The sequence below is a fragment of the Trichormus variabilis 0441 genome (assembly GCF_009856605.1).
Classification (GTDB): domain Bacteria; phylum Cyanobacteriota; class Cyanobacteriia; order Cyanobacteriales; family Nostocaceae; genus Trichormus; species Trichormus variabilis.
Genome location: NZ_CP047242.1, coordinates 4,912,445 through 4,929,652, shown reverse-complemented (window position 1 = coordinate 4,929,652; position 17,208 = coordinate 4,912,445). Strand labels below are relative to the sequence as shown.

The 17,208-nt window shown below is 42.3% G+C and carries 14 protein-coding genes; 4 read left to right on the top strand and 10 right to left on the bottom strand.

Annotated elements, in window-relative coordinates; translation table 11 throughout:
* Window positions 1-42 precede the first annotated feature (42 nt).
* The 4 genes from GSQ19_RS20270 (at window position 43) to GSQ19_RS20255 (ending at window position 4,879) form a co-directional block, all read left to right on the top strand.
* On the top strand, window positions 43-1,383 hold the full coding sequence (locus tag GSQ19_RS20270) for a polysaccharide biosynthesis/export family protein (protein ID WP_011319657.1): 1,341 nt from the start codon (window positions 43-45) through the stop codon (window positions 1,381-1,383).
* A 274-nt stretch (window positions 1,384-1,657) separates the two neighbouring features.
* Entirely contained in the window at window positions 1,658-3,841 is a 2,184-nt protein-coding gene (locus GSQ19_RS20265; RefSeq protein WP_011319656.1) for a GumC family protein, read from the top strand.
* 75 nt (window positions 3,842-3,916) lie between these two features.
* Window positions 3,917-4,597: a glycerol-3-phosphate 1-O-acyltransferase PlsY gene (plsY, locus tag GSQ19_RS20260; protein WP_011319655.1), complete on the top strand. Its 681-nt coding sequence runs from the start codon at window positions 3,917-3,919 to the stop codon at window positions 4,595-4,597.
* A 27-nt stretch (window positions 4,598-4,624) separates the two neighbouring features.
* Window positions 4,625-4,879 carry a TIGR03643 family protein gene (locus tag GSQ19_RS20255; protein ID WP_011319654.1) on the top strand — a complete coding sequence of 85 codons (255 nt, stop codon included), beginning with the start codon at window positions 4,625-4,627 and terminating at the stop codon, window positions 4,877-4,879.
* A 143-nt stretch (window positions 4,880-5,022) separates the two neighbouring features.
* Here GSQ19_RS20255 and GSQ19_RS20250 read toward each other — a convergent pair whose 3' ends face one another.
* The 10 genes from GSQ19_RS20250 to der form a co-directional block, all read right to left on the bottom strand.
* On the bottom strand, window positions 5,023-6,126 hold the full coding sequence (locus tag GSQ19_RS20250) for a polysaccharide pyruvyl transferase family protein (RefSeq protein WP_011319653.1): 1,104 nt from the start codon (window positions 6,124-6,126) through the stop codon (window positions 5,023-5,025).
* A 335-nt stretch (window positions 6,127-6,461) separates the two neighbouring features.
* Window positions 6,462-7,424 (bottom strand): hormogonium polysaccharide biosynthesis glycosyltransferase HpsE, encoded by a 963-nt coding sequence (gene hpsE, locus GSQ19_RS20245; protein ID WP_242035372.1) that lies wholly within the window; start codon window positions 7,422-7,424, stop codon window positions 6,462-6,464.
* A gap of 352 nt (window positions 7,425-7,776) precedes the next feature.
* Entirely contained in the window at window positions 7,777-8,448 is a 672-nt protein-coding gene (locus tag GSQ19_RS20240; protein WP_011319651.1) for a hypothetical protein, read from the bottom strand.
* 108 nt (window positions 8,449-8,556) lie between these two features.
* Window positions 8,557-11,238 (bottom strand): DEAD/DEAH box helicase, encoded by a 2,682-nt coding sequence (locus GSQ19_RS20235; RefSeq protein ID WP_011319650.1) that lies wholly within the window; start codon window positions 11,236-11,238, stop codon window positions 8,557-8,559.
* 146 nt (window positions 11,239-11,384) lie between these two features.
* Window positions 11,385-12,197: a pyrroline-5-carboxylate reductase gene (gene proC / locus GSQ19_RS20230; RefSeq protein WP_011319649.1), complete on the bottom strand. Its 813-nt coding sequence runs from the start codon at window positions 12,195-12,197 to the stop codon at window positions 11,385-11,387.
* A gap of 98 nt (window positions 12,198-12,295) precedes the next feature.
* Window positions 12,296-12,892: a cell division protein SepF gene (locus tag GSQ19_RS20225; protein WP_011319648.1), complete on the bottom strand. Its 597-nt coding sequence runs from the start codon at window positions 12,890-12,892 to the stop codon at window positions 12,296-12,298.
* Between the two features lie 374 nt (window positions 12,893-13,266).
* Entirely contained in the window at window positions 13,267-13,935 is a 669-nt protein-coding gene (locus GSQ19_RS20220) for a YggS family pyridoxal phosphate-dependent enzyme (protein ID WP_011319647.1), read from the bottom strand.
* Window positions 13,932-14,210, bottom strand: coding sequence for a transcriptional coactivator PipX (gene pipX / locus GSQ19_RS20215; RefSeq protein WP_010994661.1), 279 nt, complete (start codon window positions 14,208-14,210; stop codon window positions 13,932-13,934). The genes GSQ19_RS20220 and pipX overlap by 4 nt, the downstream gene beginning before the upstream one ends.
* 512 nt (window positions 14,211-14,722) lie before the next feature.
* On the bottom strand, window positions 14,723-15,649 hold the full coding sequence (locus GSQ19_RS20210) for an energy-coupling factor transporter transmembrane component T family protein (protein WP_011319646.1): 927 nt from the start codon (window positions 15,647-15,649) through the stop codon (window positions 14,723-14,725).
* Window positions 15,650-15,769: 120 nt separating this feature from the next.
* On the bottom strand, window positions 15,770-17,131 hold the full coding sequence (der, locus tag GSQ19_RS20205) for a ribosome biogenesis GTPase Der (RefSeq protein WP_011319645.1): 1,362 nt from the start codon (window positions 17,129-17,131) through the stop codon (window positions 15,770-15,772).
* Between the last annotated feature and the right edge of the window lie 77 nt (window positions 17,132-17,208).

The following is a 17,208-nucleotide window of genomic DNA, read 5'->3' as shown; positions in this document are numbered from 1 at the left end:
CATAATGGCAGCTACTCCTTGCGGTATATTCTGAATTCAACAATGTTAATAGTTTTCAATGATTATATGCGTGCATTCTGCGCTTTATCCCTTGTAAGTATACAGGTAGGGGTTTTCTTGGCTACGCCCTTTCAGCCTGTAATTGCTCAAACTTTACCTCCTTCTGGGCAACTATTTCCTACACCTCCACCAGAGACGGAAGCTGTACCCCAGAATCCAAATAACGAAACTTCTCCCCAATTTACCCGTTACTTATTGGGATCGGGTGATGTAATCAATGTCACATTTCAACGCCCACCTGGTGCTTACCGCTTGGGGCCGGGAGATGCAGTTAGCGTTGTTGTCCAACGCTTTCCAGATTTGAGTTTTCAAGCAGCAATTAATCCAGAAGGCAATATCATAGTGCCGCTACTGGAGACTGTTCCCCTACAAGGTTTAACCTTGCTAGAAGCACAAGAAAAGATTCGCTCTTTGCTGAATCGTTTTGTGATTAATCCTGTAGTAGTTTTATCTTTGTCTTCACAGCGTCCAGATGCAAGTTTTCAAGCCCAAGTGAATGCAGAAGGCAATATTGTCGTTCCCCAGGTAGGAATTGTATCTGTACAAGGCTTAAGTTTGGAAGAAGCACAAGAAAAAATCCGTTTGAGTTTGAGCCAGATTCTTAATGATCCGCTTTTTGTCGTCACCCTAGCTAACCCGCGTCCAGTACAAATTAGTATTAGTGGAGAGGTTTTCAGACCAGGTATTTATAACTTGAATGCTGCACTACCCCGAATTGGGGATGCGTTGCAAGTAGCGGGTGGTTCCACCATTGGCGCAGATTTGCGCCAAGTGCAAGTACGTCGGCGATTAGTTGATGGTTCGGCAATTTCGCAAACCATTGATTTATATGCCGCATTACAAAATGATGGCTCAATACCTAGTTTACGTTTGCAAGATGGCGATGCGTTAATTATTCCCCGCCGCGAAATCGGCACAGACGACGGTTATGACCGCAATTTAGTAGCCCGTTCAACCTTGGCGACACCACAAATTAGAGTCCGGGTATTGAACTATGCTGCTGGTGGTCTTGTAACTCAAGCTTTGCCTAATGGGAGTACTTTTATAGATGCACTAGGTGGAATTAATCTTGATACTGCTAACGTTAGGGATATTGCTTTAGTCCGTTTTGACCCGGAACGTGGCAAGGCAGTTACACAAAGACTAGATGGGAAAAAGGCTTTAGAAGGCGATGTATCTCAGAATGTGCCACTACAAGATAATGATGTTATTGTAGTTGGACGAAACTTGATTGGCAGGATTACAAATTTCCTCAGTACTATTACCCAACCATTCTTTAATGTCCGCTCATTTCTCAACTTCTTTGATACCTTTAGTCGGTAGTCAGGGAATGCTAAAAGATAATCAACTGCTGGGGAGATTGGGGAAACGGAAATTTCACCTTTGTACTGGATACATTAATTAAGTAATTAAATTTCTCCGTATTACAAAGGTAAAGTGTTTTTGCACGCGATCGCATTGATACTGATGTCAGAAAATAAAGAATTAAGTGAATCAGGTGACTTATGAATCATGAATGATGAATAATAGCTACTAAGTGTGACAATATTTTGTTGATTGACCGCATAAATTTTCATTAATTTTATATGTCTCTTTTATGACCCCACCAATTGTTAAGAGCTATATTATTGCTTTTGAAAAATATAAATGGATTGGATTAGCCAGCTTTGCTTTAGTTGTAGCGGGGTCAACAGTGGTGGCTATCCAACCAGAACCAGCACCTACTTATACAGCAAGCGGCACACTGACATATTCTCGACCCCCGGTATCATTTTCTACGACAGGTAGCGAAATTCAGCAACAAGGTCAGGAATTAAACCAGGAAGTTCTGCTATCAGATCAAGTAATTGATAATGTGTCGGCAAAGGTGAAGATTCCGTCAAGAAGAATTGCTTCCAGCGTAGCGATTACACCGCCGAGAAGAAACTCACGTACTGGAGAATTAGAATCTAATGTCATTTCTCTGGCATATAAAGATAGTGATCCCAAGCGGGCGCAGGAAATATTGCTGGAGCTGATGCAGGCAATGGTCAAGCTCAGTAGTGATATTAATACTGGGCGACTAAAAGCTATTATTGGCAAAATCAATGAACGGATACCACAAGCAAGGTCTGAGCTACAAGCAGCCGAAAAAAGATTGGAACAGTACGATCGCCGGGAAAGACCTGCTATATTAGCCGCAGAAAATGGTAGTTTACTTGGTGCTGTTACTGGTAGCCAAAATCAGCAACGGGTAATTCGCCAAACTATTACGGGAATTGAGGCGCAGATTTTCAGCTTGCAAGATAAGTTGGGTTTAGATGTCGGTCAATCTTATGTTTCTTCGGCGTTGAGTGCTGACCCAATTATCGCCAACTTGCGATCGCAAATTTATCAGACAGAATCACAAATCGCTTTACTTCGTAAAGATTTGCGCCCAGAACACCCAAATATGATTCAGTTGCAGCGTCAAAAACAAGCATCTGAAGAATTACTCCAACAAAGGGCGGCGGAAGTAATTGGCGGTGGTGGTACAGCAGCACCCTTAGCAACAAATATTAGTGGTATCCGCGCCCAAAGTAGTTTAGATCCAGCCCGACAGCAGCTAGCTAACCAGATGGTAGCTTTGCAAACGCAAAAAGAAACCCTACAACAACAATTAGCCCAGCAAATACGAGATGAAATCCGGCTGCGGCAAGAATATTCCCAAATACCCAACAAACAATTAGAGCGATCGCGCTTAGAACAAGCAGTAGGGCTGAAGAAAGCAGTTTATGATCAAATGCAAGCCAAGCTCACCGATGCTCAAACAGCCGAAGCAGAGACAGTAAGCAGCTTTAGCATTGCTCAACCCCCCGTGGTAGCGGCTGATGCCAAAAAACCCAAAAGTGTACCTTTAACCTTGGGGGTAGGTGGTTTCTTAGGATTGATAGTCGGTGGTGGGGTGATTTTCTTACTAGGTTCCTTGGAAGGAACACTCCGCACCAGAGAAGCTATCAGAGACAGCCTCAAACAACGGGATGTGGCAATGTTGGGAGAAATACCTGTATTGCCAGTGGATGATTTACCACCGGAAGCTCTACCTGTCATCCTTTCTCTAGATTCTTTGTATTTAGAGTTTTATGAGAAATTACGCAGTAACTTAAGGCGCATTGGTGGTAGAAACTTAAAAGTGGTTTTGGTAACTAGTACTAGTAGCCAGGAAGGTAAAACAACCAGCGCTTATAACCTGGGTATAGCCTCCGCCCGCGCTGGCAAAAGAACCTTGATCATTGAGACAGATTTGCGATCGCCTTCACGTTCCACCTCTTTGAGAGTTTCTCCCGACGAGGATGCCACACTTGAACCCCTGCGTTATTATGGCAGCTTAAGTGAATGTATTCGCTTAGTCCCTGAAGTCGAAAATTTATACATCATCCCTAGCCCTGGGCCTGTGCGTCAATCTGCCGCTATTTTAGAATCTAGCGAAATGCGGCGGCTCATGGAAGATGTGAGAGAACGCTATGATTTAGTTATTTTAGATACTAGTCCGTTAAGTGTATCTAATGACCCCTTGTTAATTCAACCCTATAGTGATGGCATAGTACTCGTATCACGAGTTAACTATACACAAGACAGTATGATGGCTGAAGCCATTGATCAACTAGTGGAAGCAGAACTAGGACTAGTGGGAGTTATTATCAACGGGGCTGATATCACCGTTTCTTTACCACCCTCGGCTGAATTCTCCGATTCAGTACCTGGGGAAGAACGGACAAGAGATGAAGAGTCAGAAATTTCTGTTGGTGTAAGCAATAACTAGCTGCAAAAGTCATGACTCGAAAACTGGTGGAGTGTAAACTATAGACCATAGACTATCAATTCTGGTGAATCGATTATGGGCTTGTGGTTGAGTTTATGCGGTGCAGTGGTAGTGGTGGCTTACCTGTTGGGTTCTTTTCCTACGGGATATATTGCTGTAAAACAATTGAAGGGGATTGATATTCGTGAAGTGGGTTCTGGTTCCACTGGAGCAACCAATGTTCTGAGAACCTTGGGTAAAGGGCCTGGAGCATTTGTTTTAGGACTTGACTGCTTAAAAGGCGTATTGGCGATCGCTTTAGTTGACTATTTATTCAACTTTGCCACTAGTCAAAATTTGATTCCTACAACGGTAAATGTTCAACTGTGGCAACCTTGGTTAGTGACTCTAGCAGGTATAGCCGCCATTTTAGGACATAGTAAATCAATTTTCTTAGGCTTTACAGGCGGCAAATCTGTTGCTACCAGCTTAGGGATTTTATTAGCCATGAATTGGCAGGTGGGTTTGGCTACCTTTGGTGTATTTGCTGTTGTGGTAGCAATATCAAGGATTGTATCACTTAGTTCCATCATGGGGGCGATCGCCGTCTCTATTGTGATGGTGGTTTTACAGCAACCCTTACCCTACATTTTATTTGGTATCGCTGGTGGCTTGTATGTTATTTTGCGTCACCGGAGTAATATTGAGCGTTTGCTAGCAGGTACAGAACCAAAAATTGGGCAGAAACTAACAACAGAAACAGAACAGAGTGCTTAAAGATTGCTTTTTCCCATTCTCAATATTATGAAACTACCAGAATTAGATATGGAAACTATAGACCGCATTATTGAAATGGCTTGGGAAGACAGAACTCCTTTTGAAGCAATTGAAGCTCAATTTGGGCTGTTGGAGAAACAGGTAATCGCCCTCATGAGACGCGAAATGAAAGAATCGAGTTTTCGGATGTGGCGAGAGCGAGTTACTAAACGTCAAACCAAGCACTTAGGTAAACGAGATTTTCTTGCAGGTAGATTTAAGTCAGATAATCAAAAAACGTAATTTTTGTCCAGACTGATAGACTCACGTAGAGATGATTCTACTATGTGAGAATCAGCTCTACGTCGCATTTTTGAGATCATTAGGGCATCAGGCTAAGACAAAACCCTGACAATACAAAGCCTTGAAATCCTTCAACAGCCATATTAATTGATTGCTTTACCCGTACTTGACGCTAATAGCTCTTCAACAGCAATTTTTACTTCGGAAGTATCCTTAATAAACCTGCAATCAGGAATTTCTTTTGTCCATTCTTCGTAGAAAGCCTCATTCTTGTAATAGCTGTTTGGTAAAAATACATGAGGTATATTGAAAAGGACACAAATAATATGTCCATGTAAGCGATTGGTTATAACTAGTCTATGTTGCTTTAATTGATAAACACCACTGTGCATTAAACTCCATGATAGTTGATGTATGGATGGTTGATATACATGATTGAATTCAACTTCATATGGATACGAATTTTGCCATTTTTGTCGAGAATTCCATTCAATTGGAGTAGCTAGTCCCCTTTGCCATACCTCTCTATATAAAGTAGAAACGTACTTGGCTAATTTTTTCGTAGGATGTCCAAACTTCCATTCATAGGCAATCCAATCTTCAACTACTAAATTAGGCAAATCAAAAATATTCTCTGATTGCTTTTGATTGATTTCTCTATCTTTTCTAGAAAGATACAATATTGATGATTTATTATTTTGAATATGGAAAATATCTTGTAAGTCCGTCATCTGAAAAGCCATGTCAGGTGCCTTAAATACTTGGCACTTATCAAAAGCTTCTCTTGCTATTTTATAACTACGTTCATCACGCAGAAATATAGTTAAATTAGGATGAGAATTAAATATATTCGCTGTTTTTATTAAGTTAACCTCATGCCTAAAATATAAACTTTGGGGTAGAATAACAATCGGGCGATCGCGGTATTTGGAAATAATCCCTTCTCTAAATTTTTGTTGTTCAGTCCATAAATCTCCTAAATTGCCACCCCCATGAAACACTATGGGTGATTTACCAATATTATCTTCCAACGTTTTTGGAGAGAAATTATGTAGGCTACAAGTATATTTAATCTGGGTTTTCATAACATTGGTCAGATAAATTACCCCACCAAGCCATATTAAATGATCTCCGATATTAGGATGATCTGGATAATCAAGTAACGCACACGATTTAAAACTTTCTATTTTTCCTAAAGCATTGTGAAGAGATGCTCTAATGGTTTCTGCGCTAGAGAGACTCATCATATTTTAACTTGTTATTTTATTATGTTCAAAAAACTTTTCTACAGATTCGCCTAATTTAAAGGTGCCAAAAAATCTTATTTTTCTATAAACTCTGCTGCATTTATTCCATGAAACTTAGACAACATAAAGCCAGCTTATTTAGGTATATCCGTTCTGGGAAAGAACATAATTATCTAATTCCAGAAACCCTATGATATTGTTTGTCTAAACAAGTAGATCTAAAAAAATCAAACATTTGCACTAATATCTTGCTTGTCAAGGGCTGCCTTTATGAATTCAATCTTTTTTCTTGAGAAAACAAGACTGCTGTAACCCTTAACAAGCAAGTGCATACATTAAGAATAACTTTTTTCCTTGTTTTTATGTATCCATAAAAGATAAAATGGACTAACAAGGCTACTTAAAAGAAACTCTAACTCACAACTTGTAACTAAATTATCGTTAATATTCTCTTTATGCTTCCATAAATGAATCATTAAACGCCTGACATCACTGATTAAGTAGATGATAAAAAACAATGGTCTTTGCCAGGATTGCAGACGCAGCATACGGATGTGGTGTCTCGCTAATCCAATACCACGCACTAACGATATTAGATAATTTTTTTCTAGTCGCCAGTGAGGTATTTCATGATACATAAGCATTGCGGGATTATACCAAATTTCCCAACCAGCATTTTGGATATATACGAGCGCTTCTAAATCTTCGCTTGCAAGCATAGATTTTTTAACTCTACCGACTAAGAATAGTTGGCTAGGTACATTTTCTAACCAGACTTCTCTACGAACTACTAATCCTGCTGCTGGTGGAAGTACACCTTTACGTCGTTCGTAAATATAAGCATTTGCTCCACGATCAATCACTGCGAGAAACAATGCTAATTTTTTAAAGTCCTGGGGAGGATTATTTTCAAAATTAGCTTGAATACGACCACCATATGCGCCTGCTTGAGGATGTTTACAACCAAAATCGTAGGCAGACGCTACCCAATCTACAGTTGGTAGATTATCATCGTCGAGAAATCCAATAAATTCACCTCTGGCTTTTTCTACTGCGCTTTGTCTGGCATAGGCTAAACCTTGCTTTGGTTCAAAAAAATATTTAAGAGTGCAGAATAGAGGCCAGTTTGCTTGGAACTCAAGTACAACTTGTGATGTGTTATCTGTGCTGTTATTGTCGATAACAATAACTTCCCATGTAAAGTGTTCTGTATTAATTTGCTCTTTAAGCTTATTTAGAACTAGGGGTAAGCGGCTAGCTCCGTTGTAAGTACATATAGCTACACTAAAATTAACCATTATTATTTGATTTAGGGTAGACATCGAAAGCTAATTTGTAAACGTAAGTAAAGTAGTTGTGTTGTAAGAGTTCAGTGATTTGGGCTAATAAAGCGCCTATTCGCTAAAAGTCTTACCTAGTAAGGACTTGATATTATTAAAGTTTTCTTTACAAATTAGCTATCTGTATATCTTCCCATTAAATCTATTAATTAAGTTAAGAGCAGGTAAATTTTTGGTCAAATAGCTACAAATACATAAGCATTCATGTATAGCGCCTGTAAGAAGTGAGAGCGATCGCCTACTTTTCCATCAGGTAGGGGAAAATGGGATAATTTGGATCACCTAGTGATTTAGGTATTGGCCAGTTTTATTAATTGGGATTGAGGATAACAATTAACTGTGATACTTTCATCCCTAAAGGTTTCCAGTGGCGATCGCTAGAAGAGAAAGTACTATCTCCTAAAACTGCTTGGTAGTCCTTAGGATATCTCTCACTAGCATTGGTAGCCGCATCTACCCGTACAAGCAATTTTCCTTGGTAGCGTGATAACTTGCTACTTTCTAACAAAACTGTACCGCCGTAGTCCCAACCCAGTCCATATAGTTTAAAGTTACCTAACTTATTGCGTAACTCACTCCAAGGAGTTCCGACTCCAATACCTTCACGAGTTTTCCATGCACTACCCAATTCGCGCACATCTGAGGGTTTCGTCCGAGTTTTATCGCTCCAGACCACCAAAAATGAGCGCCCACGACTGAGATTTACTTGGGTAGCAGCAAAACTACCTATACCTTCAGCACCAGCAATAGTTTTATCAACCAAGCGGGATGCGCCGAAAGTTTTGGCTAAATCTCTCCTAGTAGTTTTGCGTGTCACTGGGCCGACCCTTTCCCCTGGGACAATTAAGGTATCTGTTAACTGTGGTGTTTGGGCTATGGTCAGGTTTTGATGATTGTTAGTTGGTAGTGCAACTACTGGGTTAGCTGAATATCCCAGTAGTAAAGCTAAGGTGGTAGCAATGGCTGGAAGAGATGGGTTCACAATTCACCTCGGCGTAGAAAAATAACTTCGTTCTTAGTTTCTACAATTCCCTTTTCTTCATTTCCCATTATTCACAAAGAAATAACTTTTGTTACAAGTTCCCATTTCCTATTCCACAACTTCATTCACCGGGAATCGATCAATCAGTTGCATGGCACGGTAGGCATTACGCTGTAAAACATCAGGCAAATTAGGAACGTGGGGTATTTGGGATAATAAATCCAAAGAACGGCGTAAAATTCGCACTACATCACCTTCATCTAAGGTGGTGTTTTGGCAAAGTTCAACCCATTCGATTCCTAAAGCCCACTGTTCCACAAGGGCAATTAAGCCGATATAGCGATTTTCCAGACCTACAGGTAAGGCTACACCGTGTCGGTACTGCACCTTTAAGACAGCGCGACGGGTCTTTTGTAATCTCGACCAAGCGTCGTCTATTTCTGGGGAAAGGTTGAAGTTAACCCTGCTATCTGGACGGGGAGTTTCTGTAACTAAAGCGGCGATAGTGGCTGCTAAATGGTGGGGGTCTAAGTTATTTAACTCCCCACTAGCTAAAGCTAGACCTAACCACAGTTCATTTTCCCCACGAATAGCAGCAGCGATTTGACCCAGTGCGGTGGGGACTAGATTATCCAAGCAGTCGAATTGCTGCAAGATGGTAATTAAATTGAGAAATTCTTCCCAATAGCGCTGAGATTGCTGTTCTACTTGCGCCTGTATTTCTTCGAGTTCGGCTTCCAGTTCCACATAGCGGGCGCGGGCTTTGAAAACCGTGGACACATTACCCGATTGATGCAGGGGATTGGCTTCTAATTGAGCTTGGATAGCGGCGGTGCGGCTGAGTTGTTCGGCTACCTCTGGGGAGAGATGCAGAGATTGTTGAGGATCGGGGATACTTTGAGCGATCGCCATTGTTTCCTTTGCACCACGACTGGATTGCCCTGGTTTGAGTATCAATTCTGGTGGTGGTAGGATATCTGGCGGCACATCTACCCGTGGTAATTCAGCATATAAATCAACCACATCCGCAGTAGAGGCAACATACCATCGGTTATCTTGTCCCAAGCAGACTAAGCAAGCAGATTGAGTAGAACCTGAGGTTTTACCAACTAAGACGGCTGTTATGGGTGTAGACGCTGTAATGTTTTTACCCTTCAGACTCAACAGGGTTCCCGAAATGGCAAAATCCAAGAGCATTTTAATTTGTTCTTGTCGCTCCTCCTGGGCTTGTTCTTGTAGAGTCTTTAATAGCTGACGTTCTACTTTCAACCGTTGCCGTAATTTTTCATAGATAAGGATGTCACTTTCGTCAACGGCGTTGATTTGCTCTTGTAGTTTGGCTAATTCCCCCTCTAAAGCCGCAATTTCTTCGTAATCTGGTCTTAAATGCAAAGTCGCCATGTACTGTCCAAAACTGCGTTCGATCAGTTCCTTGGCTTCATCTATGGTGTGGGTTTGCAGTAAGTTCAAAACCATACCATAGCTAGGGGTAAATTGACTGACTAGGGGGTCTGGTTTGGATGTAGCTAAATAGGCCGCTTCTTTTGAGCCTTCAAAAGGAGTCTGCACCGTCACCACATGACCTTGCTTATCCATCCCCCGACGGCCAGCCCTACCCGCCATTTGTAAGAATTCCGATGCGTTTAAGAGGCGGTGTCCGGTGTCGGTGCGTTTGGATAGGGTGGAAATAACCGTTGTCCGGGCAGGCATATTAATACCGGCTGCCAAGGTTTCTGTGGCAAATACGACTTTAATCAGCCCTTGTTGAAATAGTTCTTCTACCAAAACTTTCCAAGCTGGTAAAATCCCGGCATGGTGAGCCGCAACACCTCGATAAAGGGGGGCTATTTGTCCAGAACGACCGGCTTCGGGGTTACGAGCTAAAAAATCATCTATTTGTCGTCGTAGTATCTGGGATTCTTCGTTATTAACTAGCCATAAATCCCCCACTTCCGCTACGGCTTTATCACATCCCCGACGGCTGAAGATGAAATAAATCGCTGGCAGCATATCTCTTTGTTGAAGCTGGTTCAAAGTGTAGATAAGGCTGGGGGCTTCTGGTCTGCCATTTTTGCCTCTATCCCCTTGCCGTTTTTTACCTCTATTGGCTAGACGGGGATTAATTTTAGTTTTGCTATCATTCAACAGGGGAAAAAGTCCCTTGGGATTGCAGTAGTGAAACTCTAAGGGTACAGGGCGAAAATCAGAGTAAATCAGATCAGTGGGACCGTGGACGCGACTTAGCCAATCGGTAAGTTGGTCACTATTGGCGACAGTAGCGGATAAGGCTACTAGCTGTACTCCACGAGGACAGTAAATGATTGACTCTTCCCAGACTGTACCCCGTTGGCGATCGTTCATGTAGTGGCATTCATCTAGTACCACCGCTTCCACATCCACAAGAGAGATACCGACTTGCCCGATTGGTGTACCGTAGAGCATATTCCGAAAAATCTCGGTAGTCATCACCAAAATTGGCGCGTCTCTGTTGATGGAAGCATCACCAGTTAACAGTCCAACTTGCTCAAACCCAAATTTCTCACGAAAATCACGTAATTTTTGATTAGATAACGCCTTTAAGGGAGTGGTGTAAAACACCCTCTTCCCCCGTGCTAAAGCACGATAAATGGCATATTCTCCTACTAAAGTTTTGCCCGAACCTGTGGGCGCACACACGACAACAGAGCGTCCCGCGTTAAGGGACGCGATCGCATCTTTTTGAAACTGATCCAGATCAAAGGGAAATATCAACCCTAAGTCCAGTTCGGGAGACGGCGCGGGATAATTCACTCAATTAATTTTTCAACCAGACTGTTTACTATATTAACGAGTCTTTTGTCAACTTCGACATTAGTTAAGAGTCAATAGTCAATGGTCATTAGTCAACAGTCTAAATTCAAAATATGGACTATGGACTACGGACTATAGACTATGGACTATTTGCCCAATTCTTGCGATCGCCAGGTAGCTGCTTTGACGGCTTCAATTAAGGCTGAACGAAATCCCGCTTTTTCTAGTTGGGCAATCCCCGCGATGGTAGTACCACCGGGGCTGGTAACTCGGTCTTTGAGTTCGGCTGGGTGGAGTTTACTTTCGTGTAATAATTGGGCTGTTCCTAGCACAGTTTGTAACGCCAGTTGATTGGCAATTCCTCTAGGTAACCCGGATGCCACTCCCCCATCAGCGAGGGCTTCTACTAATAAAGCGACATAAGCCGGGCCGCTACCAGAAAGCCCAGTGACTGCATCCATCAAACTTTCGGAAACTTCGACTACTTCCCCCACTGCCGAAAAAATTTGTTGCGCCAATTTCTGGTGTTGGGCGTAAGTGTATGCACCAGAGCAGATAGCGGTCATCCCTGCGCCTACAGTGGCTGGGGTATTGGGCATAGCTCTAATGACTGGTGATTGGGGAAATGCCGCTTCTAGCTGGCTTAAAGACACCCCTGCGAGAATAGAGACGACAAGGGGGGAATGGTCTGTGAATACTGTATCTGCTAATTCTTGAGCGATCGCACTAAACACTTGTGGTTTCACCGCCAAGAATACAACGTCTTGAGCTTGTGTGAATACCAAACTGTTATCTGTAGTCACACCCACATGATATTTTTGCTGTAAAAAAGCTTGTCGCGCTGTTTGCGGTTCGCTGACTATGACTTCTGATGGTTGATAAATTCCCCGCGCAATAAGGCGGGATAAGAGCGCTTCTCCCATTACCCCGCCACCAATTAAACCAAATTTTATAGTCATTAGTCGTTAGTCGTTATTCGTTAATCAATAGTCAATAGTCAATAGTCAAAAATTTTCTAATTTGGACTCTTGACTATGGACTAATGACTAATTTAACTTTATTGTGCCATCCGGTTGGTTTCGTTGCCCCAAGCTGGTGGATTAGTTGAAGCCGGACGTGCTGGACGTGCTGGGGGTTGGGGTACTTCATGAATAACTCCACCTTGGGTGCTAACTTGCACACAGCTGGGGGTAAACAAAAAGATACTTTCGCCAATACGTTCTTGATGTCCATCTAGCGCGTAGGTTCCACCTGCAACAAAATCAACAGCTCTTTGTGCTTGATCTGGGTCCATGATGGTCAAGTTCAGCACTACTGATTTACGTTCGCGCAATGCTTGAATCGCCTGGGGCATTTCTTCAAATGTACGAGGTTCAAGCACTAATACTTCAGAAATCCCGTTAATTGCTCCTGGCATACCAATCACATTCCCCATCGCAGATTTTGTTCCTGTTGCTACGTCATCACCCATTGTAGTCATGGGTTCGCGCCAACGTCGATTGTTTGGGGCAGCCTCTGCTGGTGCTGGTTGGGGATTTTCTTGTTGATACAGGTTTTGGTAGTTATCTGTATCTGCTTCTTCTTCGTAGTACTCGTATTCTACCTGCTCATTGAGACCAACAAAGTCTCGCAGTTTAGAAAATATATTGTTCATATTAGTTGCACTCCTTCTGCAAATTGCCTCTAACTATCCGGTTAATCGTTGATGTAGCTGTTTAACTAGCTACAAAGGGCAAATAGCCTATTAATTTTATCGCTATTTGTAGCATCTACTACTGCTATTGGCAATGGACTGGCGCTATTGGGAACGCCTGTACATTAACCTAGATACAATAATTGAGTCAAGATTATATCCCAACAATTATCCGAAAGAAAGTTGACTAAAGTTATTTTTAGTGCTTTCTCGTGATTATTTACTTTTGTTTACAGTAAAAATTTTGTAATTTATTACACTGGTATAGAAAATTATTGTCCGTAATTCATACCCAGGGCTATTTGATACTAGAAAAAAAATCTGAGTAATATGTCTTAAGTACGCTGGCCAAATAATATGGTTCCCAATCGTACCATCGTTGCTCCAGCTTGTACTGCAAGTTGGTAGTCCCCTGACATACCCATCGATAACTGCTCCATGTGAATATGATCCCAGTTTTGTTCAGCAATATCTTCTGCTAATTTGGAAGTGCTATTAAATACATGAAGAATTTTCGCATCATTTAAACCAAAAGGTGGAATTGTCATTAAACCCTGAATTTGTAAAGTTTTACACTGGTTGAGTGCGGGTAAATCTGCCAGCAGTTCTGGTACACTCCAACCAGACTTATTGGGATCTGGGAGGATTTTCACCTGTAGACAAACTTGAGGATTGACTCCTAGCTGTTGCGCTAATTGGTCTAAACGCTGTGCTAGTTTCAAGTTATCTACAGAGTGAATCCATTGAAATTGTTCTAGAGCTTTTTTGGCTTTGTTCGCTTGCAAATGTCCAATAAAGTGCCAAGTAATATCTGGTAAGTCTTGTAACTGGGCTTGCTTACTAGCAGCTTCTTGGATACGATTTTCGCCAAAATCGCGGACACCAGCAGCATAAGCAGCACGAATAACTTCAGTCGGCATTTGCTTTGTGACAGCAATTAGCCTGACTGAAGGCGGTAGGGAAGCCCGAATGTGAGTAATACGTTCGTTGATCGAACTAATCATTGGAAGGTGCGTTGGAAAACACTCTGAAGCTGATCGTACTCCTGTGATTGACCATTGCGGCGCAAATTACGCAAGCGATTTTCTAACAACATTCTTGCCTCAGTGCGTCCTATCGGTTGAAACTTTATAGCTTTAATGTCATTCCCTACTAGAAAGAATAAGCGTTGAGCGTAAAGTGTTGTGAACAGATCCTGGCTTTCATCAACCATGCAGATCCGATATAGCAAACCCCAAGTAGGGTGATTTATGTAGGTTTCCGAGTTTTCTGGATTCATCTATCAATCGAGTAGGAGAATCTATAATTTTTTTTCGCAGTGAAAGACAAATATTCGGACAATAATACCTCTTGTGCCGGAATATTTGCATAAAGTCAGGTGAGAATCAGCAAATTTTACCCTTAAATGGAGCTTGTAAAGACCTTGATCTCATCCCTGTAGGTAGAAGATGCTAAGAGAAGAGGTAGGGGAGCAATTGCGGAGAAGCAGGGGAATAGAAAAATTATCGACAACGCTGAAAATCCCTGATGCGTTTGTTTGCGGTGTCCAGTGACATGGGGATGCGCCCTCTGAAGTTGTAGGCACAGACTCTCATACTGCTGTTTACTCTAACTTCTCTCCATGTTGCCATAATTATCGTTTGTTGGAGCAAAATAGCCCACAGGCGCATTCTCCTAATAACTGTTCCTAACAACAGTCTGCATTGCTACAGTTTTAGAGGAAATTTGTAATTGGTCATTAGTTTAGTTGTCAGTTGTCAGTTGCTTCCCTGTGTCTTCTCCTAGCTGCTATTAAATTTGATTGCCAAAGACCACTCTGATTCCCCAGAATATGGTTAAAGAGGCGATCGCTAACCAATCCCATAATTTTAAGCGTAGCTCGTGCCAAGGGACTCGATGTTCGTTGGGACTGGTAAAACCGCGTACCATCATGGCGCTGGCCATTTGTGATGCCCTTAATAGCAAATTTTCTAACAGTCTCTCGGCGACAATCAACCAAACTTTAACTGCACCTTTTAAGCCCAATTTTTTCCAGTTAATCGCCCTAGTCATAACAGAACGGACTAAGTTCTGCACTTCTTCTAAGACTAAGGGAATAAAACGCAAGGATAAAGTTAAAGTCAAGGTAATTTCAGTTACAGGTATTTTGAATCGTCGTAGAGGCTGCATGAGGCTTTCTACACCAGCTGTAATTTCCTCTGGTGCGGTTGTCAATAGATATAAATTGGTGCTGTAGATAACAGTGAATATAATTGTACTTAGGCGCACCGCTAAATCTAAAGAACGGCGAGTTACTTTCACCGGGCCTTTGTGAAACAGCACGTAAGTATAGCTTTTACTGCTTTTTAATTGTTCTGTGGCTATTGCAGGATTATTCGTATTAGCTGGCTGGGTTAAAACTTGCGGGTTAGCTGGTAGGCGTGATTGATAGTCTACACCCAATCCATCAGGACTAATGGCAGCGATCGCCAACACAAAAAATGATAATGTTAGCAACCAACCCATCTGCTGTTGCCACACTCGCCTGGGTATTCTGGCAATGACAGTAAAAAGGATTAATAATGCTACCAGTAGTACACGCCAGAAGTTATTGGCAAAACTATAGCTGGTAAGAAAACTCATCAACCAGATAAACTTGACTCGCGGATCGAGTTTATGTAGCCAAGTTTGCGGTTGTTCTAAGTATAATCCTAAAGGTAGCGATCGCAGTAAGTCCATAGTCAATAGTCCATAGTCAATAGTTCATAATCAATAGTTCATAGTCAATAGTCAACAGTTCATAGCTAAACACTAAGGACTAATGACCAATGACTTATGACTAATGACCATTGACAAATCTTAAACGCGAGTTGCCCGATTGGCGCTACCGCTTTCCACATCTCTAACTTTTTTACTGCGCCACAGTAAGCGAATGGGAGTCCCTTTAAAGCCTAATTGTTGGCGGAATTGCCTTTCAATGTAACGACGGTAGTTGTCGTTAAAGCGTTTAGCCTCGTTGACAAATAAGGCAATGGTGGGTGGTTGAGTGCTGACTTGTGTACCGTAGTAAATTCTCCCTTGGCGACCGCCGCGAGAGGTTGGGGGAGAGTGCCAACTAACTGCGTCTTCCAGAACTTCGTTAATCACTGATGTGCTAACGCGGCGTTTGTGTTCTTCATTGGCTTTAGTCACCAACTCTAAAATCTTTTCTACCCGTTGTCCTGTGACCGCACTGACGTAGATAGTGTCAGCCCATTCTGTAAAATGTAGCCGTGCTTCCAGATTTTTCTCATAGTCGTAGATAGTATAGGAGTCTTTTTCAACGGCATCCCATTTATTGACGACGACGACACAAGCCTTACCTTCATCGAGAATTCTGCCTGCTAGCTTTTGGTCTTGTTCGGTGACACCATCCAAGGCATCTATGACCAACAAAACTACATCGGCGCGGCGAATGGCTTTAAAAGCACGGTTAATACTAAAGAATTCCGTACCATAGTCAATGCTTTTCTTTTTGCGAATCCCGGCTGTATCGATGAGACGGTAGTTCTGCCCATTTCGTTCGATAAAAGTATCGATCGCATCACGGGTTGTCCCAGAAATGGGGCTGACTATTACCCGTTCCTCCCCAGCAAAAGCGTTTAATAAACTTGATTTGCCAACATTTGGTCTGCCAATAATGGCAATTTTGATTTCGTTATTTTCTTCTAATTCTGTAGTCGGAGGAAGGTGTTTAATGAGTTCGTCGAGTAATTCGCCTGTACCGTTGCCATGAATCGCAGAGATTGGGTAAGGTTCTCCTAGTCCCAGTTCCCAAAATTCGGAGGCTTGAATCGATCCCTGGTCTGGGGATTCGCATTTGTTAACTGCCAAGAAGACTGGTACTGGTTGTTGGCGTAACCACTCGGCAATTTCTTCATCTGCCGAATTGGGGCCTGTTTGACCATTAACAACGAAAATAGCCGCGCTGGCTTCGTGGAGGGCAGCTAATGCTTGTTGGCGGATCAGGGGCAAGAATTCTGTGTCATCGTTAAAGACTAAGCCGCCTGTATCTACTACTTGAAATTCCCGATCGCTCCAGTAGGCTGGTAAGTAAGTGCGATCGCGTGTCACACCCGGTTCATCGTGGACAATCGCCGTTTGTTCCCCGGCGAGACGATTAACCAGGGTTGATTTGCCCACATTTGGGCGACCGATAATTGCAACAATTGGCAGTCCCATAAACCAAGGGTAAGTAAGAGAGATACTATATCACATCTCTACATTTTAGCTACTTTAAGTTTTGATTTAGCTAGGAA